The following is a 20,860-nucleotide window of genomic DNA, read 5'->3' as shown; positions in this document are numbered from 1 at the left end:
ATGAACCTATCATTTTGTGGTCTTAATGTGTCCAAATCCGGGAAAAATGGCCAATCTTAGGAAAATCAAGCCAATTGTACGCTCTGCCGATCCAATTGGGTTGTTCGGAGGGGGATTTATCGGATATGGAGACCTGAATCTGGTGCTGAATCGCGTCAATTCGGTCGTTGCCGCCGATGGCGGAGCGGACGTTTTGACAGAATCAGGCCGGATTCCCGATGCGGTGATTGGTGACTTCGATTCGCTGAGCCAAGCGACGCAAGCAAAAATTCCCGCGGATCGCCTGTTTGCCATCCGCGAACAGGACAGTACCGATTTCGACAAGGCTCTGCGCAATCTGCACGCTCCGCTGGTTCTGGGGGCAGGGTTTCTTGGCGGGCGGCTTGATCATCAACTGGCCGTTCTGAATGTTCTGGTCCGACGGCAGGATCAGGCCTGCATATTGCTGGGCGAACGTGAGTTGGTTTTTCACGCACCGCCAGAGATCAAGCTGCCGGTTGCGCCCGGCGATGTGGTCTCGCTGTTTCCGATGCAGTCAGTGACGGGGCGTAGTACCGGGCTGGAATGGCCGATTGACGATCTGGCCTTTCGGCCGGACGGGCAGGTGGGAACGTCCAACCGCGCACTGGCACCTGTCGAGCTGAAGATGGATGGGCCGGGCTTGCTGGTGATGATCCCGCGCGCTGCACTCGATCCGCTTATGCAGGTGTTTCTGTCGGGGCAGACCGGGCGCTGGCCCGCTCGCGCAGAATGACGTACAGGCCTGCGGCAATGGTAATGACGATGCCAACTGCAGCCAATCCGTCGGGCAGGTCGCTGAAGATCACCCATCCGATCAGGGTTGCAACCGGGATTTCCAGATATTGCATCGGGGCCAGTGTAGCAGAGGGCGCATAGCGCAGCGACCAAGTCATCAGCAGATGGGCGACCGTACCCAACACCCCGATCGCAATCAGCAGCCAGTTCAGGTCGCTGGACGGCAGGGTCATCGAGAGCTCTTGAATGTTCATTTGCGTGCCAATCAGAAGGATCGGAGCCAGAAGGACTGTCGCAAATACGCCGGACACGGCTTGCAACGACACCGGATCGGTCTCTTTCGCGACTTGCCGTGTGACCAGCATGAACAAGGCAAAGACTACGGCAACGATCAGTGGCAGCAACGCAGGTGCACCCACCTCGGCAAAGCTGGGTTGAATGACCAGCAATGTGCCGATGAACCCGACAATGCAGGCGGCAAGACGGCGGGAACCGACCTCTTCCTCCAGAACATATTTGCCCAGCAGCAGCATGATGAATGGCATGACGAAAGCAATAGCAACGGCGTCCGCCAAGGGCAGGAATTGCAGCGCGCTGAACATGGCCGAAATGCCGATGATATGCAGCAGCGTCCGTAGCAGGGTCAGCCGCAGGATCCGTCCGCGCATCCGCCAGGGTCGCCCCGTCACCGCAACCAGCGGGATCAGGATCACCGCTTGCACCGCGAAACGCACCGTGACCAGCAGACCCAGCGGCGTGGTCTCGCCCAACAGCTTCGCCATCGCATCCCCCAAGGGCGCGAGCACGCAAAAACCGAGCATCAAAAAGATGCCAAAGACGGGTCTGTCCTGAGTCACGAGCGCGACGCTAACTGTTTCGCGACGCAGAGGGAAGCGCTGTTGTCAGCGGTCGGCCAGGGGCTGAACCTTGGTGTAATCCGGCCCGTTGCAGGTAGGCAAACCATCCTCCAATTTCAGCCATTTCAGCTTTTCTTCATGCGCGACATGCAACGTAGGTTCCAGCGTGTCAGGAGAGTCCAGTGTCGCGACAAAAAGGTGCATCACATCCGACATGGCGGTTGAACGGAAGGACATTGGCGTGCCGCAGTGCGGGCAGAAGCTGCGCTCGACACCGGGAGAGGAGTTGAAACGCTTGGGCTCTTCACCGGTCCACCGCCAATGGCCATCGTGAACTCCGAAATACGTTGTCATCGGCGCTGCGCATTGGCGACGGCAACTGTCGCAATGGCAGCTGACGCATGACAGTACCGGAGGGTCGACCTCGAACCGGATCTTGCCGCACAGACAATGTCCACGCATGTCGCCCCTCGCTTTCTGTTTCAGCAGTTCGGTACGTTCACAGCCAGACCACCCAGCGACGTTTCCTTGTATTTCTCATGCATGTCATGGCCGGTCTGGCGCATCGTCTCGATCACCGCGTCCAGCGGCACGAAATGCTGACCGTCCCCGCGCAAGGCCAGCGAGGCCGCTGAGACCGCTTTGATGGCCCCCAGCCCGTTTCGTTCGATACAAGGAACCTGAACCAGCCCGGCAACAGGGTCGCAGGTCATGCCCAGATGATGCTCCAGCGCGATCTCGGCGGCATTTTCCACCTGTTCGGGGGTTCCCCCCATCACGGCGCAAAGCCCGGCTGCCGCCATGGCGGCCGCGCTGCCAACTTCGGCCTGACATCCCGCTTCGGCACCCGAGATTGAGGCGTTGTATTTCACCAATCCACCAATGGCCGCTGCGGTCAGCAAGAAATCCTCGATATGGCTCTCGGACGCGCCCGGTACGTGATCCAGATAATAGCGCAGAACAGCGGGCAGAACACCTGCGGCCCCGTTGGTGGGCGCGGTGACAACTTGCCCGCCCGACGCGTTTTCCTCGTTGACCGCCATGGCATAGACGCTCATCCAGTCGTTGATCGTGTGCGGCGCGGTCAGGTTCATGCCGCGCTCGGCCATCAGCGCATCATAGATGCCTTTCGCGCGGCGGCGCACTTTCAACCCGCCCGGAAGGATGCCGTCAGTGGTCAAGCCACGTTCGATACAGGAATTCATGACGTCCCACAGGCGGGCCGAGCCTTTCGCGAAACTGTCGGCGCAGCCCCGCGCGATCTCGTTCGCGCGCTTCATCCCGGCAATGCTTTTGCCACTGGATTTGGCCATCTCAAGCATTTCTGCGGCGGATTTGAACGGGAACGGGACCGGGTCGCCTTCGTCGGTGTCTTTCCCCTCGGCCAGTTCTTCCTCGGTCAGGACAAAGCCGCCGCCGATCGAATAGAACACCTGCCGCAGGATCACATCGCCCTGTGCGTCGGTGGCCATCAGGATCATCCCGTTGGCGTGTCCGGGCAGATTGTTGTCGTAGTCAAAGATCAGATCCGCCTTGGGATCGAAATGAAGCGTCGGCAGGCCTTCGGGCGTGACCGTGTGCGTGCGGGCGATATCAGCCAGCGCGGCCTCGGCCTTTTCATTGTCATAGGTGTCAGGAACAAAACCCGCCAGACCCAGAATGGTCGCCCGATCGGTCGCGTGACCGACACCGGTGAAGGCAAGCGAGCCGTGCAACGATCCTTTCAGGCCTGTAAATTCAAAGGGGGAGGCGCGCATCATGTCCAAAAAGCGCGCCGCGGCCACCATCGGGCCCATTGTGTGCGATGAAGACGGGCCAATGCCCACTTTGAACATATCGAAGACAGATAGGAACATATCAGATAGCCGAGCCTTCCGGGGGATTAGCGTAAGTAGGGGATGTGAAAGGTGTAACGCCCAAACCTTCCGCAGCGATTGCCGAACGGGTGGCGGGGCATGTCTCAAGGTGCAGAAGAACTTTCTGCAGATGCGGCGTGTCGGCCAGTTGATACCAGCTACGGTTAGCACTTACGGGGTACAGGGCCATCCAGCGCATCATGCAGGCGACATAATAGGTCAGAACCGATGGGACACCTGCGCGAAACCACTCAGGCCCGCGTTGCGCCAGCGCATCCAGCAGCCGCAGGTGCTGCAGCAACCGGGGTCGGATGCCCGCGCGCAGCGTGTCGGCCTGTGAGGCGTCTATGTATTTTTCAGCGTAGAACAGGATGCGCAGATCCGCATGCAACGTGTTGGACGCAAAAAACAGCCATTTCAGAAATCCGGCGCGTTCAGGATCATCCGCCGTCGGGGCAAGTTGACCATGGCGCTCCGTCAGCCAAAGCAGGATCGCCGCGGTTTCAAAGATCGGGCCCTGCGGCGTTTCCAGAACCGGGATCAGCCCGTTGGGATTAAGCGACCGATACGCGTCGCTGTCCTGCTCGTTCTGGCGGCGGTCCACCAGCACCGTTTCATAAGCCACGCCCATCTCGTCCAGCGCCAGCCGGATCACCAGCGAGGCGTTGTCAGGGGCATAGTGCAGGCGGTACGGGGTCAACATGCGCGCAACTTACAGCGCAAAGATGTGGGTGTAAGACATGATTGCGACTTTTCCGACAGGAAACGCGTAGTCCTGAGACATCTTAACGCCTGTCGGATCGCAAAATGGGGTCGCAGTCGCCTGACGCATTCCCTATAACTCCGTCAGAATAAACTGGGAAAGCTGCTATGACCAGAGATCTGTCGCCAATCGACACCGCGAAATATGTTGCCGCGTACCGTGCCGCCGACATGGTCGAAGACGGGATGCGCGTGGGCCTTGGCACAGGATCGACAGCCGCCTGGCTGGTGCGCCGTCTGGGTGAACGGGTGCGCGAAGACGGCCTGCGGATTAAGGGTGTTCCAACCTCGACCCGCACGGCGCAGCTTGCCCGCGAGGTTGGTATTGACGTCATTTCACTGGATCAGGCCGGTTGGCTGGACATGACCATCGACGGCGCGGATGAGTTCGATCAGGACCTGAACCTGATCAAGGGGGGCGGCGGTGCGCATTTGCAGGAAAAGATTGTGGCCACGGCCAGCGATCAGATGATCGTCATCGCCGATGCAGGCAAAGAAGTTGAAACTCTGGGGGCCTTTCCACTGCCTGTCGAGGTCATTCCCTTTGGCTGGCAGACAACGCGCACATTGATTGAGGAAGCGCTGGATACAATGGATGTGCTTGGGACATCCTCGGCGCTGCGTATGAATGGTGAGGCCCCGTTTGTAACGGATGAGGGTAACCACATCCTTGACCTGCACCTCAAGCGCATCGGCAACCCACGCCAGATGGCGCTGATCCTGAACCAGGTGCCCGGTGTTGTGGAAAATGGCCTGTTCATCGACATCTGCGACAAGGTCGTGATCGGCCATGGCGATGGCCGGGTCGAGCTGCGGGATATCAATGCGGGCACGGTCGAACTGGATCAGCTGCTCAGCGGGTCGCGCGACAATCTGTTCTCCGATTTTTCGGACTGAGTTTCGTGCAGTTCCGTTCGGCAAGTGGCTATGAAAGTTCGAATTTTCCGCGCCGGGGGTTGGCACAGGCTTTTTTACGCCCAGATATCCAGAGAATTTTGAAAGTTGAACGAAGGAACCCGGCATGAGCTTTGACTATGATCTTTTTGTCATCGGCGGAGGTTCGGGCGGGGTCCGCGCGGCGCGTGTTGCGGCGGGCGAAACCGGCGCCAAGGTCGCGCTGGCCGAAGAAGACCGGTATGGCGGCACCTGTGTGATCCGGGGCTGCGTGCCAAAGAAGCTGATGGTCTTTGCCAGCGAATACTCGGGCATGGTCGGGGATGCGCAGGCCTATGGCTGGGACATTCAGCCCGGCGCGTTCAACTGGAACACTTTCCACGGCAAGCTGGTGGCCGAGCTTGATCGGTTGGAAGGGATATATCGCAATATCCTGAAGAACAACGGCGTCGAAAGCTTTGACCAGCGTGCGCGCCTTGTGGATGCCCACACGGTCGAGCTGACCGATGGAACCCGCAAAACCGCCAAACACATTCTGATCGCCACTGGCGGTCGCCCGGTTGTTCCGGATTTTCCGGGCTCGGAACTGGCGATTACGTCGAACGAGATATTCCATCTGGGTAAGCTGCCAGAAAGCATCCTGATCGTAGGGGGCGGTTATATCGCCTGTGAATTTGCCGGGATCATGAACGGGCTGGGGGTCAGGACGACTCAATTTTATCGCGGCGCACAGATCCTTCGGGGTTTTGATGACGAGGCGCGTGGACTGATCAGCGAAGAAATGTGCCAGAACGGCATCGACCTGCATCTGGGCACCAATGTGCTTGAGATGAAAAAGCAAGGCGACAAGATCTGGGTCAAGGCCACCAACGGCTCCGAGCAGAGTTTTGATGTGGTGATGTATGCCACGGGCCGTGCGCCGAATGCCGATAACCTTGGGTTGGAGGCTTTGGGCGTTGAACGCGGTCGTAAGGGTGAGATCATCGTGGATGAATACAGCCAGACCGCCGTTCCCTCGATATTTGCCATTGGCGATGTGACCGATCGGGTGAACCTGACCCCGGTCGCGATCCGCGAGGGGATGGCCTTTGTGGAAACCGTGTTCAAAGGCAATCCGACACCGGTAGATCACGAATTGATCCCGACTGCGATCTTCACTCAGCCCGAGATGGGAACTGTCGGCCTCAGCGAAGAAGAGGCAGCAGAACAGGAACCGATCGAGGTCTATGCCACATCTTTCAAGCCGATGCAGAAATCTTTTGCTGGCGGCACGCAGCGGGTACTGATGAAACTCATCGTCTCTCAGGCCACGCGCAAGGTGCTGGGTTGCCATATTGTCGCCCCCGGTGCCGGCGAGATGATCCAGCTGGCGGGAATCGCCGTAAAGATGGGCGCGACCAAGGAAGATTTTGACCGCACGGTTGCAGTTCACCCGGTCATGGCCGAAGAACTGGTGACAATGCGGCAACCTGTGCGCACGGCTTGATTTGCAAGCGCGCGCACACAGGTTACAAGGGAACCCGTGATCACACGGTCCAAAACGAAGGAAAAGATACATATGGCGGGCAACAGCGGCGGCCCCTGGGGGGGCGGAGGCTCATCCGGTGGCGGAGGAAATCAGGGTAACAACGGGAACGGGCGCAAGCCTCCCGAAAGCGATGGCCCGCATATTCCCGAGATCGATGAACTGATGAAAAAAGGCCAGGAACAGCTGCGCGTCCTCATGGGCGGCCGTGGCGGCGGTGGCCGTGGCGGTAGCGGTGGTCAGGGCGGTGGCGGTCCGGCCTTTACCAAGGGCACAGTTGCGATTGGCCTTGTTGCAGCTGCAGTAGTCTGGGGGCTTGCGAGCTTTTATACTGTCAAACCCGAAGAACAGTCTGTCGAACTGTTTCTGGGTGAATTCTCGGCCGTCGGCAATCCGGGCCTGAACTTTGCGCCATGGCCGTTTGTAACCGCCGAGGTTATTCCGGTGACCCGCGAACAGAACGAAGACATGGGTGGCGCGCGTGGTAGCGACGATGGCCTGATGCTGACCGGCGACGAGAATGTGGTCGACATAGATTATCAGGTTGTCTGGAACATCAACGACCCGGCCAAGTACCTGTTTAATCTGCGTGATCCGCGCCAGACGATCCGAGCCGTGTCCGAATCCGCGATGCGTGAGATCATTGCGCAAAGCGAGCTTGCACCGATCCTTAACCGTGATCGCGGCGTAATCGCCGACCGTTTGCAGGTGCTGATTCAGGATACAATGGACAGCTACGATTCGGGTGTGAACATCATTCGCGTCAACTTTGACAAAGCCGACCCGCCACAGGACGTGATCGCCTCCTTCCGCGATGTCCAGGCTGCCGCGCAAGAACGTGACCGGTTGCAGAACGTGGCAGACGCTTATGCCAACCGTGTGCTGGCCGAGGCACGCGGTGAAGCCGCACAGATTCTGGAAGAGGCTGAAGGGTACCGCGCCCAACAAATCAATAGTGCTCAGGGTGAGGCCAGCCGCTTTAGCGCGGTTCTGGAAGAATACTCCAAGGCACCGGACGTGACTCGCAAGCGTCTGTACTTGGAGCGGATGGAACAGATTTTGGGTGACGTCGACAAGATCATTCTAGACCCGAGTTCGAGTGGACAAGGGCAGGGCGTCGTGCCCTACCTGCCACTGAATGAGCTGCGCCGTAGTCCTTCTGGGGAGAGCAACTGATGCGTAAGACGACATTTATTTTGCCGATCGTTTTCATCGCGGTAGTCGGTGTTCTTTCCTCGATTTTCATCGTGGACGAGCGCGAACGTGCTCTAGTTTTACAATTTGGCCGCGTTGTCGCGGTGAAGGAGGAGCCAGGTCTGGCGTTCAAGATACCGGTGATTCAAGAAGTAGTGCGCTATGACAACCGCATCCTGTCCATCGATGTCCACCCGCTGGAAGTTACTCCGCTGGATGATCGTCGTCTGGTGGTTGATGCGTTTGCGCGTTATCGAATTTCTGATCTGGAACAGTTCCGTCAGGCCGTTGGCGTCGGTGGTATCCCGGTGGCCGAGGATCGTCTGGACCGCATTCTGCGTGCTGAAACCCGCGAAGTACTGGGTTCGGTTTCCTCGCGTGACATCCTCAGCTCGGACCGTGCAGCCTTGATGCTGCGGATTCGAAATAGCGCGATTGCCGAAGCGCAGGCGTTAGGCGTCACCGTAATCGACGTGCGCCTGAAAGCGACCGACTTGCCGCAGGCCAACCTTGAGGCCACATTTGACAGGATGAAGGCCGAGCGGGAACGTGAAGCGACAGATGAACGCGCACGTGGTAACGAGGCGGCGCAACGTGTGCGCGCGCAGGCTGACCGGACTGTGGTTGAACTGGTGTCGGATGCGCGCCGTGAGGCTGAGATCACCCGCGGTGAAGCCGACGCCGAACGCAACGCGATCTTTGCCGAAGCTTATAGCGCCGATCCGGAGTTCTTTGAATTTTACCGCTCGTTGACGGCCTATCAGAATGCGCTGCAAGGCGGTAACAGCTCGCTGGTGTTGAGCCCGGATTCCGAGTTTTTCAATTACCTGGGTTCACCCACAGGGCGGAGTGTTCCGGCGGCTCCGGTCTCTGAATAATGGGCATGATCCTTCTGGCCTTCGGGCTGGTACTGATTGTCGAGGGGCTGGCCTATGCGCTGGCCCCTTCGCTTATCGAACGGATGCTGGAGGCGCTGCGCGCCATGCCCTTACAGGCCCGGCGTCTGGCCGGGTTGCTTTGTGTTGTCAGTGGTTTGATCCTGCTCTGGGGGGCATATCAACTGGGCTTTTGACGGGGCGGTTTCACGTGCGGGTGATTTCGCTGCGATCCCGAGTTGCTCACCGGGTTAAACTGACTACATTGGAAACTAAGAAAGGCCGATACAGGCCTTGGCAAGATTGTCGACAAGGAGAGCTCAAGTGCAGGCAAAAGCGCGCAGTTTATCCGTCCGGTGGGACGACGTGAGTGTTTGGATGCGGCTAATGTGGCTGGCCTTTGCTGGTACACTGCTTGTGCTGGCGCAGTCGGTTTCCGCTCAGGCCAGAAGCGAAAGCCTTGCGCCCTTGGCGGAAAAGATCAGCCCGGCCGTGGTGAACATCACCACAAGCACCCTGATCGAAGGTCAGACAGGTCCGCAGGGCATCGTGCCCGAGGGGTCTCCGTTCGAGGATTTCTTTCGCGAGTTTCAGGATCGCAACGGCGGCAATGACAACGGCCCGCCCCGACGCAGCAACGCCCTTGGGTCGGGTTTTGTGATCTCCGAGGATGGCTTTATTGTCACCAACAATCACGTCATTGCGGAAGCTGATGAAATCCTCATAGAATTCTTCCCCGGCGACGGGCAGCCCAAAAAAGAACTGGTGGCCAAGGTCATCGGAACCGATGAGAAAACCGATATCGCGCTGCTCAAGGTCGAAGCGTCCGGCCCCTTGAAATACGTGCAATTCGGCGACAGCGACGTGGCGCGTGTGGGTGATTGGGTTATTGCCATGGGCAACCCGCTTGGTCAGGGCTTTTCTGTATCCGCTGGTATCGTATCCGCCCGCAACCGGGCGCTCAGCGGATCTTATGACGACTACATCCAGACGGATGCGGCGATCAACCGGGGCAACTCGGGCGGTCCGTTGTTCAACATGGACGGCGAAGTGATCGGCGTGAACACCGCCATCCTGTCGCCCAACGGTGGCTCGATCGGCATCGGCTTTTCGATGGCGTCGAACGTGGTAGTGAAGGTTGTCGATCAGCTGCGCGAGTTTGGTGAAACCCGGCGCGGCTGGCTGGGTGTCCGCATTCAGGACGTGACCGAGGACATGGCCGAGGCCATGGGGCTGGAAAAGCCCGGTGGCGCGCTGATCAGCGATGTTCCGGAAGGCCCCGCCCAGGAGGCCGGTCTGAAAGCAGGCGACGTGATCATCAGCTTTGACGGTGTCGAGGTCGAAGACACCCGTGGTCTGGTCCGTCAGGTTGGCGAAACAGAAGTCGGCAAAGCTGTCCGGGTCATTGTGCATCGCGATGGCGGCACGCAGACAATTCTGGTCACGCTGGGACGCCGCGAAGACGCAGAAAGCAAAGAAGATGACGAAGAAGAAACGCAAGATGCTCCGGTCGAAGAAAACGCCGATATTCTCGGGCTGACCATCTCCCCGCTCACAGATACGCTGCGCGCGGATATGGGATTGGATGCAGATGCCGAAGGTCTGGTGATTTCGAATGTCGACGAAGCGTCTGAAGCCTACGCGAAAGGGTTGCGCGCGGGTGACCTGATTACCGAAGCGGGTCAGCAAAAGGTGGAAACCATCGCGGATCTGGAGGCCCGAATGGACCAATCGCGAGAGGCTGGGCGGAAATCCCTGCTGCTTTTGGTTCGCAGGGGGGGCGAGCCGCGATTTGTGGCGCTAAGCCTGGAAGAGTGATTAGAAAAGGCCGGGACAAGCACCCGGCCTTTTTCATTGCCTGAACACCTGAAGAGGCATGCAGAAAGAAAATGAGCCATACGCGGTAATTGCGTATGGCTCAGATACAGGGAGAGATCAGTGGACAGATATCGGGGATGATTCTCTGACCTCCTACGGTAACAACTTCACCTTAGGTCAACGCCGACCTCTTCGTATGTGAACCAGATCACACTGGGTCAGATAAGTTCGGAATCGGCCAGTTCCCGCAAAGCGTCGAAATCCTGAATCAGCAATCCGCCGCGCGAGGATTCGACAATATTGTCGCGTTTCCAGATCGAGATCGTCTTGGAAACGGCCTCGCGTGTGGCCCCGACGAATTCGGCCAGTTCGCTCTGCGACAGGGTGATGCGCTGCGTTGGGTCGTCCTGCAATTCCGACAGATGCAACAGCTTTCGGGCCAATCGAATGGGCATGGGCAAAAAGACCTGCTCGTTCAGCTGCAACCCCATCCATCGCATACGCACCCCGGCCAACCGGATCAGATCCACGGCAAGATCAGGCTGTTTTCTGATCTGGTTCATGACGTCATTGCGACGTACGCGCAAAACGCGCGATGGCTCGGCCGCCGCAATAGTCGCCGTGCGCGGGCCGTTGTCAAACAGTGCAATTTCGCCAAAGACTTCGCCAGGGCGCATCAGGGTCAGCGTCAGCTTTCGCCCGCTCATCGCCAGAAAGGACACTTCAAGCGTGCCTTCCAGAATGGCGTAGAGCGAATCGCCTTCATCGCCCTGTTCGAATAGGGTTTCGCCTTGAGCCAGCGAGATGTCGGTCGCCTGCGCCGAAAGCATCTCTCTAAGCCCGTCGGAGGCCTCCGAAAGGAAGCCGCTGGTGGGAAAGGCCGTCATGTATACACCGATCTTGGGTAAGGTGTGAGTGTGGGTGGTGGCACAACTTCCCATAGCTCGGCGGCTAAGCCAAGAATTTTGTTTGTTTTGCAGGTATTGCGACGTCAGGACAGCTATTTCTGTTCCGGGTCGTCCATATAGCGTTGCAGGATGCTGAATTGCAGCATCAGGAAGGCCATCAGCGCGATGGGAAATCCGAAGGTTTCGATTTTGACCCAAAGGTCGGTCGACATGGTGCGCCAGACAAACTCGTTTGCGGCGGCCAGAACGGCGAAACAGGCGCAAAGGCGGCGCGTCAGAATCATCCACCCTTCGTGCTTCATCGGCAGCAATTCATCCAGTACGTAGGCCAGATAAGATTTCTTTTGCAGCAACCCGATGCCAAGGATCAGGGCGAACAGGCCATAGACAAGCGTGGTTTTCATCTTGAAAAACCGCTCGTCATTGAACCATGCGGTCAGGCCACCAAAGAAAATGACCATGAAGGCCGTGAAAATCTGCATCCGGCTAAGCTGGCCGGTCAGATACCACAGGATACCCATTGCCCCCAGCATCAAAGGGACGAAGATAATCGTGGCGATGATAAAGCCGGAATACTCGGTGCCACCGATCAGAAAGCTGTCATCACGCAAGCGCAGGTAGATGAAGAAGAAGGCCAGCGGCGGGCCAAGCTCCAGCACCTGTTTCAGAAATGGGTTGATATCTTTTTTGCCTGTCATCGGTATGTCCTGCTGCTTACCCGCCCATTTCAACTATTACGGCGCCGAGTGCAATCAATGCCATCAATGCAATGCGTCTTGGGCCAACGGTCTCCTTCAGGACAAGCCAGCCGATCAGCGCCGCAAAGACGGTTGAGGTTTCGCGCAGCACGGCGGCTTCACCGACTTTGTCCAGCCGTGTGGCCAGCATGATCGACCCAAATGACAAAGGCGCGATGATGCCCCCAGCCAGACCCCGCAGCATCAGCGGGCCGGGTGCAGGGCGATGTGTCATCGCGCGCCATCTGAGGAAGGCGTAGACCGGCATCGCCGCGCCGTCGATCATGAAGAACCAGGCCAGAAATGTGAACGGGTCGGCGGTGGCGCGTATGCCATAAGCGTCATAGGTGGTGTAAAGCGCTACAAACAGGCCCGTAATGATCGCCAGGACCAGCGCAATCCCCAGTGTGTCCCGGTTGGTTTCGAGAAACCGGAAATTATAGGCGGCCAGGCCAAATATCCCGGCCAGCAGGGTTGCGACGCCCAGCCACTGCACGGTCGAGAATGTTTCACCGAACAGGAGATAGGCACCAATGACCGTAAACAGCGGGCCTGTCCCGCGCACGACGGGATAGACGACCGTGTAGGACCCCTTGGTGTACGCCGCGGCCTGCAGCGTCTTGTAGGCAATGTGGATCAGCCAGACGAGGGCGAAGATCGGCCACATATGTGGTTCAGGCCAAGGCACCACAAAAAAGGCAAACGGGGCGGCCATCAGGCCATAGCTGGCGTCAATGGCACCGCGGGACAGCCATGGATCATGGCGGCCTTTCTGCAGCGCCCCGAACGCGGCGTGCAGGAAGGCAGCCATCAACGCCAGTGCCAGCGCCAGTTGGTGACCGGTTTCGGTGCCTTCAAGTGAGATCAGCCAGTCGCTCAAATACGCAAACCTTTTGCCGGGCGGAAAGGGGTGGGGGCTGTCTGCCCCCACACCCCCGAGGATATTTAGGGCCAGATGAAGTGGCGGATCAGCCCTTGTCGAGCCCGGTCAGGGCGGCGGCGAATTCTTCGGGGTCGAAGGGGGCAAGGTCATCAATCTGCTCTCCCACCCCGATTGCATGGATCGGCAGGCCGAACTTGTCGGCCAGAGCGACCAGCACGCCGCCCTTGGCGGTTCCGTCCAGCTTGGTCATGATCAGGCCCGAGACATCGGCCAGCTTGCGGAAAGTTTCCACCTGGCTCAGCGCGTTCTGGCCTGTGGTGGCATCGAGGACCAGCAAGGTGTTGTGCGGCGCGGTCTCGTCAACCTTGCGGATGACGCGGACGATCTTGGCCAGCTCCTCCATCAGATCCGTGCGGTTTTGCAGGCGTCCGGCGGTGTCGATCATCAGCAGGTCCGCGCCTTCGGCCTGTGCCCGGGTCAGCGCGTCAAAGGCGAGGCTGGCGGGATCCGAGCCCTCGGGCGCGGTCAGAACCGGAACCCCGGCGCGGTCGCCCCAGACTTGCAGCTGTTCGACGGCCGCAGCACGAAAGGTATCACCGGCGGCGATGACGACTTTTTTTCCAGCCTGCTTGAACTGGCTGGCCAGTTTGCCGATGGTCGTGGTCTTGCCCGAGCCGTTGACACCGACGACCAGCACCACTTGCGGGCGTTTGGGGTAAATCGGCAGTGGCTTGGCCACGGGCTCCATCACACGGGACACTTCCTGCGCCAAAAGCTGTTTGATTTCCCGGGTCGAGAGTTTGCGCCCAAAGCGCCCCTCGGCCATGTTCGAGGTGACACGGAGGGCGGTGTCGACGCCCATGTCAGAAGCGATCAGCAGCTCTTCGAGCTGCTCGAGCATGTCGTCATCCAGCGTGCGGCGCATTTCAGTGGCGTCGCCGCCGCGGCTGAACAGGCGGTTCAGGATGCCTTTGGATTCGGGAATTTCCGGCGGTGGGGCAATGGGCTTGGGGTCTGCCGGCGCGGGGGCAGGTTGTTCAGACGGTTCCTGCGCCGGTTCAGGGGCCGGAATTTCCGGGACCGGTTGCGGCTCGGGCTCTGGTTCGGGGAGGACTGGGTCGGGTGCGGCGATTTCCTCGCCACCATCCTCGACGATGGCGTCCAGCCCCTGTTCGAGGCGGGATGAGGATTTGAACAGCTTGTCCTTTAGCTTTGAGAAAAACGCCATATTTGGTCTCCGCAGGTGTTCCTTTCACCTAATGCGGATTTGCGGCAGTTGCAAAGGGTCACGCAAAAGCGAAGACGAACCCAAATTGCGCGCCCCAGTAGAGCGGCCAGATCAGATAGGGAGTCAGCTTGTGGGCGGGATGGTTCGCAGGCAGCAGGAACTTTTCCGTTGCAAGGATCAGGTCGGACGCGATGAAGGCGATTGCAGCCGGAAACGCCCATCGCAGGGCACCTGTCTGGGGCAGCGCCAGCACGGTGATCCCCATGCCAAGGATGATCGGTATATAGGCCAGAACAGGGCCTTTGAGATCTCCGGCCCGAGAGGCAAGCAAGGTGGCCATGACAATGCCCAGAATGATCAGAGACCACACGATCGCGGGGGCGTCCCAGATCAGGCTGGCGGAACTGGCGGGATGCGAAAGAAACAAGGCGATATAGGCCAGATGCCCGGCGGCAAAAGCGGCAATACCAGCCATGAACGTGGCATCCGTTTCACGCGACAACAGCGCGTCCCCGGTCGCGCACAGTGCAAGCGCAACGGCCAGCATCCATGGGCCGCCCTGCAGAACCGCAATGACTGCCAACACGGCGACCGAGGCGGTTTTCAGCACAGTGCGCAAGGAACTGGCTGGTCGGACCGTCAGGGGCAGGTATCCCAATGCGCAGCCAAGGGCGATCCAGAAGAGAAAGGTTGTCATGTCACCTCACTGCGGTTTTCGAATACCATCATCCCGAGTGGGGCAAATAATCAAGCGCTTACGTGGAGTTAAGCGTGTTTCGCCAACCCTCGGCCAAAGGGTGAATGGCGTCGCCGGATCGCATCTGACACAATGGGCGTATGTTCCGAGCGCTGATGATTCTCGCCTGTTTTGCCGCACCGCCCGCTGTGGCCCAGACCCCTTTGTCCGGCCCCGAATTCGACACCTATACGCGGGGCAAGACCCTGTTTTACGGGTTCGAAGGGCAGGTCTACGGGGTCGAACGCTATTTGCCCAACCGCCGCGTGATCTGGTCTTTTCTGGATGGCGATTGCAAGGAAGGTGTCTGGTATCAGCAGGAAGAGCAGATTTGTTTCATCTACGAAGACCGGTTTGATCCGCAATGCTGGGTCTTTACGCGATCCGGCGGTGGCCTCGTCGCGCAGTTTGAAGGTGACCCGCAGGCGACCGAGCTGTACGAGGCGGAAGATATCGGTGAAGAAATGGTGTGTTATGGCCCCGACGTCGGTGTCTGACTAGATCACCCGAAGCTCATCATAGCTGAGCATGACATGCTCCTGATATGCAGGTCTTTCTGTCAGCTTTTCGTAATAGCGCCGCAGGTTGGGCAGGACCCTGCGAGATATGGCGATGTCGTAATAGCGATAAAGGATATGTCCCAGCTGAATATCGGCCAGCGTCAGATCGGACCCGCACAGGTAGGTGTTTTCTGATAGCCGGGTATCGGCAAGTGCCAGTTTGCTTTCCAGTGCGGCAACGGCCTGTTTAATCGCGTGTTGGTCCTGCTGCGCCGGAGCAGTTCGCACAACCTGCCAGAACACGGGCACCGTGAAATCCATTGCGACATTGATCTTGGCCCATTCCGCCCATTTGTCGACTTCGGCCCGTTGAACCGGGTCGCGTGGCCAGAACGCATTCCCGCCATAGGCATTCGCCAGGTAGCGCAGGATTGCGCCGGTCTCCCACAGCGGTGGGTGATCGCCATCCTGTAGTACTGGGATGGTGCCGTTCGGGTTCAGCTTGCGAAAGGCATCGGTGTCCAGCCCGCCGAACCTGTGCCCTGCATCGTGGCGATGAAAGCGCAGATCCAGCTCTCCGACGCACCACATCAGGGCCTGAACATTCGATGACGTTTTACGGCCCCAGATTGTCAGCATGGCTTAGAACAACGATCCCTGATCTGGTGCATCCGGTTTGGATTTCCGGTTGGTCTGCTTTGCGGCTGTCCCGGTGCCAAGAATGCCATCGGCGAATTCGATGTCCAGCACTGTGTGTTTTGCGGCCTCGGCCTTGGTCGTGATGACATTCCCATCTGCGCGGACCACAGCATATCCGCGTTCCAGCGTCGCCTTGTAGCTGAGCGTTTCGCGCAGGCGGTCTGTGGCCTCCAACTGATGTTTCAGACGATCCAGCCGCGTGGTCTGTGCCGCGTTCATCCGATCACCAAGCCGGGCAAGGTTTTGCGCGTGCTGGCCGATCTCGCGTTGAAGCGGGCGCAGGGACAGGCGCGACGACAGGTTGCGCAGTGATTCCTGCCGGGCCGAGACCACCCCGCGCAGAGTTGACGGGCGCAGATGCGCTGACAGTTCCACCACTTGCAGGCGACGGTTTTGCACTCCTCGCTTCAAAGCCGGGGTCAGGCGATCTGCAATCAAATCAAGGCGTTGTCGGGGGGAGTTCAACAGACTGTCCGGGCGCGGCAGGGCGCGGGACAAATCGCGCAGCCTTTGCGAACGGCGCTGCACCGCGTCCGTTGCCGCGCGCGACAAGCGGGCGCCTTGCTCGCCGGTCCAGGCCAGCAGTTCGATGCGGACCGGCACGGCCAGCTCTGCCGCAGCTGTGGGTGTAGGCGCGCGGCGGTCCGAGACGAAATCGATCAGGGTCGTGTCGGTTTCATGCCCAACGGCCGAAATCAGCGGTATGTCCGATGCGGCGGCGGCGCGCGCGACACTTTCTTCGTTGAAGCCCCAAAGATCTTCGATCGACCCACCGCCACGGGCCACGATGATCAGGTCAGGACGGGGCAGTGCACCGCCGGGTGTCAACTGGTTGAACCCTTCGATGGCGCGGGAAACCTCGGGGGCGCAGTTTGCGCCCTGCACGGCCACGGGCCAGATCAGTACCTTGCGCGGGAACCTGTCCCGAAGCCGATGCAGAATGTCACGGATCACCGCGCCCGAAGGCGATGTCACAACGCCGATGATCTGCGGCAGATACGGCAGGGGCTTCTTGCGCTCGGGCGCAAACAAACCTTCGGCCTCAAGCTGTTTCTTGCGCTTTTCCAGCAAGGCCATGAGCGCGCCCTGACCAGCGACCGCAACTTCATCGACATTCAGGTTGTATTTGGACTGTGCGCCAAAAGCGGTCAGGCGACCGGTGACGACAACCTCCAGCCCTTCCTCTGGCACGACCGAGAGGCTGGAAACCTGACCTTTCCATGTCGTGCAGGCCAAAACGTTCCGGTCGTCCTTGATGTCGTAGTACAGGTGCCCGGACCGGGCCTTGAACACGCGGCCAACTTCGCCGCGCACGCGGATTCGCCCGAACGCGCCTTCCAGCGTGCGCTTCACCTCGCCCGAGACCTCGGAAACCGTGTATTCAGGGGTGTTTTGGCCCGGAATCGGGTCATCAAGCAGGTCGGACATTTCAGCGCCTTGTTTCAATTGCTCACCCAGCTTAGAACGCCGCGCAGGCGAGGCCAAGCAGATCGGAGACGACCCCATGAACATCCTTATTCTCGGCAGCGGCGGGCGCGAACACAGCCTGGCCTGGGCGGTGATGCAAAACCCAAAATGCGACCGTCTGATCGTGGCGCCGGGCAATGCCGGGATCGCTCAGATCGCGGAGTGTGCCGCTCTGGATATCGAAAACGGTGGGGCCGTCGTCAGCTTTGCCGAGGAAAACGCGATTGATTTCGTGATTGTCGGTCCCGAGGCCCCCTTGGCCGCCGGAGTGGCGGATCGCCTGCGCGAAGCCGGGGTGCTGGTTTTCGGACCGTCTGCCGAAGCGGCCCGGCTGGAAGCCTCGAAAAGCTTTACCAAGGAAATCTGCGACGCGGCACACGCGCCCACCGCCGCTTATGCGCGGTTCACCGCGCCCGAGCCCGCCAAGGCCTATATCCGCGAACAGGGCGCGCCCATCGTGGTTAAGGCCGATGGTCTGGCCGCCGGCAAGGGCGTGATCGTGGCCATGGACGAAGACACGGCGCTTGACGCCATTGACGACATGTTCGGCGGTGCTTTTGGCGGGGCCGGGGCCGAGGTCGTGATCGAAGAGTTTATGGACGGCGAAGAGGCGTCTTTGTTTGTTCTGTGCGACGGCCAAGACATCCTGTCCATCGGCACGGCCCAAGACCACAAGCGGGTGGGCGAAGGGGATACCGGCCTGAACACCGGGGGGATGGGTGCCTATTCTCCGGCGCCGGTTCTGAGTGTGGAAGTTGAAGCGCGCGCGATGGAAGAAATCGTGCGCCCCACCATTGCCGAAATGAAGCGCCGGGGCACACCGTTTCAGGGAATTCTCTATGCGGGGCTGATGATCAAGGACGGCCAGCCGCGCCTTGTGGAATACAACGTCCGTTTTGGGGACCCGGAATGTCAGGTCCTGATGATGCGTCTGGGCGCGCAGGCGATGGACCTGTTGCATGCCACCGCCGAAGGGCGGCTGGGCGAGATGCGGGTCAACTGGGCTGATGATCACGCGATGACGGTCGTGATGGCGGCCAAAGGTTATCCGGGAACCTACGAGAAGGGCACGGTCATCAAAGGATTGGACGGCATGCCCGAGGACAGCAGCAATATGGTGTTTCATGCCGGCACTAGCGAGGCTGCGGGGCAGGTGCAGGCTGTCGGCGGGCGCGTTCTGAACGTGACCGCGCGCGGAAAAACGCTGCAAGAGGCGCGCGACCGGGCGTATCAGATGGTTGATGCCGTGGATTGGCCCGAAGGGTTCTATCGTAGCGATATCGGCTGGCGCGCTTTGGAGGGATGATCGGGCATGGGGCTTTGCCCCCTCGGCCTTGCGGCCTCCCGACGCTGCGCGCGTTCGCGGTCGAAATCGTCCACTGGACGATTTCCTTTCAACCGCTCACCCCCAGGATATTTTTGGCCAGATGAAGAAGCGGATCAGCACTTTAGGGCTGATGTGAGACTGTCGCGGTGTTTGAGCGGGCCCAGGTCCGTCAGATGCCAGCCATCCTGATAGGAAACACGGATGATCTGCGACCAGTCGGCGCTTGCGAGGATCATCTCAGGGGGTTCACCACAGCTCCTCAGGCCGCCGGAAATGAAATCCTCACCGATCTTGTGGTTGGTCAGGCCGGGCAGAGCGGCGATTTCGGTCAGGCCGCCATCTTTGAAGCGCCAGATGCGCAGGGTTTTGGCCAGGTGGGGGCGGTCGATATAGGCGATTTCGATATTGCCGTCACCGTCCAGATCAGCAGCACCGACCGGGGCGAGCCAGCGGAAACGTGCGCCGATATGAGGTGTGGCCGCGATTTTTTCGCCAGCGGCGTTGTAGATCGCAAGCTGAGCGCCTGTTGTGTCCTGCGTTTCAACGACAATTGCTTCAACCGCGCCGTCCCTGTCGATGTCTGCCAGACGCGGCGCGAGGTCTTCGAATACACGGTCCTGTGGCAGGCGAACCGTTACGACTGTGTCATTGACCACAAGTTCCAGCGCGCCGTATTCGATGTTGTCGCCCAAAACACCATGCGCGTATCGCGTGGTTGGTTCCGTGAAGCGAGCGTCGGTGATGGTGTCCGCCGGGACTGCGATTGGCAGCGCGCACCACATGCCAAAAGGGAGCAAAGCGCTGCGCACCCGACATTGCCACAGGCGGGCGGGTTGACGCGGCGCTTTGGACAGCATCAGATCTGCTTTTCGGGCATCTGGACAATCAGACCGTCCAGCGCGTCGGTCACCTTGATCTGGCAGGTCAGGCGCGAGCGGGCCGGGTCGGGCTCATAGGCGAAATCCAGCATATCCTCTTCCATGTCGTCCTTGGCCGGGATCTTCTCGACCCAGTCGGGGTGGACATAGACATGGCAGGTCGAGCAGGCGCAGGCACCGCCGCAATCGGCCTCGATGCCGGGAATATTGTTGTCTCGGGCCCCTTCCATGACAGTCAGTCCGTTGGCGACCTCGACAGTGTGCTCGGTACCGCCATGCTCGACATAGGTGATCTTTGCCATTGCGTGCGTCTTCCTTTTGCGATGTTCGAAACCTTCCTTAGTGAAGGGAGTTAGGTGTTTCCAGCCTCATTTGCGACTCCTTGCGCCGTGTCTGGACTTTCCTGTATTTTGTTCTATTTTTGTTCTTATGTTTACTGCCCCTTTTCACCGCGCGATTTCAAACCGGGACTGGCCGCGACCGCCGTCCTGTCTGCCCTCCGCCCAGCTGGAGGCTCCGCCCGAAGGGGCGCGTGTGGCCGTGGCCGGGCTGGTGATCTTGCGGCAGCGGCCGGGGACAGCCAAAGGCGTGATCTTTCTGACGCTTGAGGATGAGACCGGGATCGTCAACGTGGTGGTCTGGCGCAAAATCTACGAACGCTTCCGCCGTGCGGTGATCTCGGGGCGGTTGCTGAAGGTGACGGGCCGGATGCAGCGGGCGCATTCGGTGACCCATGTGATCGCGGAAGAGATCGAGGATATCTCGGGCATGCTGGACCTGCTGGTGCAGGGGCAGGGTTAGGCCTGCTGTGCGGATCAATCCGACATTGTCCGTCGCAGTGCCTCAAACCCGCGCCTGAAGGGCGGGCGATATGTTTTCTATGCCCCAAATGCGCGATTAAGGCGCTTTTCCGCCACTTGAACGCGGGATGGTCGACTCTTTGGCACCGGGCGCGTAGTG

General features: G+C 59.6%; 23 protein-coding genes. 10 read left to right on the top strand and 13 right to left on the bottom strand.

Annotated elements, in window-relative coordinates; genetic code table 11:
- The first annotated feature begins 46 nt into the window (after positions 1 to 46).
- A complete protein-coding gene (locus tag AC2FLZ_RS00670; protein WP_480493467.1) occupies positions 47 to 754 on the top strand; it encodes a thiamine diphosphokinase in 708 nt (235 codons plus the stop codon).
- Here AC2FLZ_RS00670 and AC2FLZ_RS00665 read toward each other — a convergent pair.
- Genes AC2FLZ_RS00665 through AC2FLZ_RS00650 form a run of 4 tightly spaced genes read right to left on the bottom strand, consistent with a single transcriptional unit; the run spans position 699 to position 4,172 of the window.
- The gene (locus AC2FLZ_RS00665) at positions 699 to 1,613 is read right to left on the bottom strand and encodes a DMT family transporter (RefSeq protein WP_480624306.1); all 915 of its coding nucleotides are present in this window, start codon (positions 1,611 to 1,613) and stop codon (positions 699 to 701) included. The two genes, AC2FLZ_RS00670 and AC2FLZ_RS00665, sit on opposite strands and share 56 nt — an antisense overlap.
- A gap of 45 nt (positions 1,614 to 1,658) precedes the next feature.
- Positions 1,659 to 2,075, bottom strand: coding sequence for a GFA family protein (locus tag AC2FLZ_RS00660; protein ID WP_496881598.1), 417 nt, complete (start codon positions 2,073 to 2,075; stop codon positions 1,659 to 1,661).
- 20 nt (positions 2,076 to 2,095) lie between these two features.
- Positions 2,096 to 3,469, bottom strand: a complete 1,374-nt coding sequence (locus tag AC2FLZ_RS00655) for an L-serine ammonia-lyase (RefSeq protein WP_496881597.1) — start codon at positions 3,467 to 3,469, stop codon at positions 2,096 to 2,098.
- Position 3,470: 1 nt separating this feature from the next.
- On the bottom strand, positions 3,471 to 4,172 hold the full coding sequence (locus AC2FLZ_RS00650) for a glutathione S-transferase family protein (RefSeq protein ID WP_480604141.1): 702 nt from the start codon (positions 4,170 to 4,172) through the stop codon (positions 3,471 to 3,473).
- Positions 4,173 to 4,339: 167 nt separating this feature from the next.
- Here AC2FLZ_RS00650 and rpiA point away from each other — a divergent pair, with 167 nt between their 5' ends.
- From rpiA to AC2FLZ_RS00620, 6 genes are all read left to right on the top strand, one after another.
- Positions 4,340 to 5,128, top strand: coding sequence for a ribose-5-phosphate isomerase RpiA (gene rpiA / locus AC2FLZ_RS00645; RefSeq protein ID WP_209504279.1), 789 nt, complete (start codon positions 4,340 to 4,342; stop codon positions 5,126 to 5,128).
- A 124-nt stretch (positions 5,129 to 5,252) separates the two neighbouring features.
- Complete coding sequence (gene gor / locus AC2FLZ_RS00640; RefSeq protein ID WP_480604143.1) at positions 5,253 to 6,611, top strand: glutathione-disulfide reductase; 1,359 nt, start codon at positions 5,253 to 5,255, stop codon at positions 6,609 to 6,611.
- Positions 6,612 to 6,683: 72 nt separating this feature from the next.
- Positions 6,684 to 7,826 (top strand): FtsH protease activity modulator HflK, encoded by a 1,143-nt coding sequence (gene hflK, locus AC2FLZ_RS00635; protein WP_480476480.1) that lies wholly within the window; start codon positions 6,684 to 6,686, stop codon positions 7,824 to 7,826.
- Positions 7,826 to 8,722: a protease modulator HflC gene (gene hflC / locus AC2FLZ_RS00630; RefSeq protein ID WP_480476482.1), complete on the top strand. Its 897-nt coding sequence runs from the start codon at positions 7,826 to 7,828 to the stop codon at positions 8,720 to 8,722. The genes hflK and hflC overlap by 1 nt, the downstream gene beginning before the upstream one ends.
- Positions 8,722 to 8,916, top strand: coding sequence for a DUF2065 domain-containing protein (locus AC2FLZ_RS00625; RefSeq protein ID WP_496822408.1), 195 nt, complete (start codon positions 8,722 to 8,724; stop codon positions 8,914 to 8,916). The genes hflC and AC2FLZ_RS00625 overlap by 1 nt, the downstream gene beginning before the upstream one ends.
- A gap of 127 nt (positions 8,917 to 9,043) precedes the next feature.
- Positions 9,044 to 10,537 (top strand): Do family serine endopeptidase, encoded by a 1,494-nt coding sequence (locus tag AC2FLZ_RS00620; RefSeq protein ID WP_480554668.1) that lies wholly within the window; start codon positions 9,044 to 9,046, stop codon positions 10,535 to 10,537.
- A 218-nt stretch (positions 10,538 to 10,755) separates the two neighbouring features.
- Here AC2FLZ_RS00620 and AC2FLZ_RS00615 read toward each other — a convergent pair whose 3' ends face one another.
- The 5 genes from AC2FLZ_RS00615 to AC2FLZ_RS00595 all read right to left on the bottom strand — a co-directional run bounded on the left by AC2FLZ_RS00615 (position 10,756) and on the right by AC2FLZ_RS00595 (position 14,990).
- Entirely contained in the window at positions 10,756 to 11,424 is a 669-nt protein-coding gene (locus tag AC2FLZ_RS00615; RefSeq protein ID WP_480476488.1) for a Crp/Fnr family transcriptional regulator, read from the bottom strand.
- A 113-nt stretch (positions 11,425 to 11,537) separates the two neighbouring features.
- The gene (locus AC2FLZ_RS00610; protein ID WP_480476490.1) at positions 11,538 to 12,143 is read right to left on the bottom strand and encodes an inner membrane-spanning protein YciB; all 606 of its coding nucleotides are present in this window, start codon (positions 12,141 to 12,143) and stop codon (positions 11,538 to 11,540) included.
- Positions 12,144 to 12,159: 16 nt separating this feature from the next.
- Positions 12,160 to 13,062: an EamA family transporter gene (locus AC2FLZ_RS00605; protein ID WP_480554669.1), complete on the bottom strand. Its 903-nt coding sequence runs from the start codon at positions 13,060 to 13,062 to the stop codon at positions 12,160 to 12,162.
- A gap of 88 nt (positions 13,063 to 13,150) precedes the next feature.
- A complete protein-coding gene (ftsY, locus tag AC2FLZ_RS00600; protein ID WP_480554670.1) occupies positions 13,151 to 14,293 on the bottom strand; it encodes a signal recognition particle-docking protein FtsY in 1,143 nt (380 codons plus the stop codon).
- A 58-nt stretch (positions 14,294 to 14,351) separates the two neighbouring features.
- Positions 14,352 to 14,990 carry a lysoplasmalogenase family protein gene (locus tag AC2FLZ_RS00595; protein ID WP_480554672.1) on the bottom strand — a complete coding sequence of 213 codons (639 nt, stop codon included), beginning with the start codon at positions 14,988 to 14,990 and terminating at the stop codon, positions 14,352 to 14,354.
- Between the two features lie 155 nt (positions 14,991 to 15,145).
- Here AC2FLZ_RS00595 and AC2FLZ_RS00590 point away from each other — a divergent pair, with 155 nt between their 5' ends.
- Positions 15,146 to 15,526, top strand: a complete 381-nt coding sequence (locus AC2FLZ_RS00590) for a hypothetical protein (RefSeq protein ID WP_480516600.1) — start codon at positions 15,146 to 15,148, stop codon at positions 15,524 to 15,526.
- Here the strand turns inward: AC2FLZ_RS00590 and AC2FLZ_RS00585 are convergent, their stop codons facing one another.
- Positions 15,527 to 16,168 carry a glutathione S-transferase family protein gene (locus AC2FLZ_RS00585; protein ID WP_496881596.1) on the bottom strand — a complete coding sequence of 214 codons (642 nt, stop codon included), beginning with the start codon at positions 16,166 to 16,168 and terminating at the stop codon, positions 15,527 to 15,529.
- Positions 16,169 to 16,171: 3 nt separating this feature from the next.
- On the bottom strand, positions 16,172 to 17,656 hold the full coding sequence (gene xseA, locus AC2FLZ_RS00580) for an exodeoxyribonuclease VII large subunit (RefSeq protein WP_496881595.1): 1,485 nt from the start codon (positions 17,654 to 17,656) through the stop codon (positions 16,172 to 16,174).
- Between the two features lie 76 nt (positions 17,657 to 17,732).
- On the opposite strand from xseA, the gene purD reads away from it, so the two are divergent.
- A complete protein-coding gene (purD, locus tag AC2FLZ_RS00575) occupies positions 17,733 to 19,001 on the top strand; it encodes a phosphoribosylamine--glycine ligase (RefSeq protein ID WP_496881594.1) in 1,269 nt (422 codons plus the stop codon).
- A 134-nt stretch (positions 19,002 to 19,135) separates the two neighbouring features.
- On the opposite strand, the gene AC2FLZ_RS00570 is transcribed toward purD, so the two are convergent.
- Complete coding sequence (locus AC2FLZ_RS00570; RefSeq protein WP_480516608.1) at positions 19,136 to 19,879, bottom strand: FG-GAP repeat domain-containing protein; 744 nt, start codon at positions 19,877 to 19,879, stop codon at positions 19,136 to 19,138.
- Entirely contained in the window at positions 19,879 to 20,202 is a 324-nt protein-coding gene (locus tag AC2FLZ_RS00565; protein WP_209504265.1) for a 2Fe-2S iron-sulfur cluster-binding protein, read from the bottom strand. Before AC2FLZ_RS00565 ends, AC2FLZ_RS00570 begins: the two co-directional genes overlap by 1 nt.
- Before the next feature lie 127 nt (positions 20,203 to 20,329).
- Between AC2FLZ_RS00565 and AC2FLZ_RS00560 the strand changes: the two genes are divergently transcribed.
- Positions 20,330 to 20,701 carry an OB-fold nucleic acid binding domain-containing protein gene (locus AC2FLZ_RS00560; protein ID WP_480476508.1) on the top strand — a complete coding sequence of 124 codons (372 nt, stop codon included), beginning with the start codon at positions 20,330 to 20,332 and terminating at the stop codon, positions 20,699 to 20,701.
- Positions 20,702 to 20,860: the final 159 nt, after the last annotated feature.

This window comes from Ruegeria sp. YKSF131, assembly GCF_059612645.1.
The sequence above is the reverse complement of the archived record's forward strand: the minus strand, read 5'-3'. Positions and strand labels throughout refer to the sequence as shown.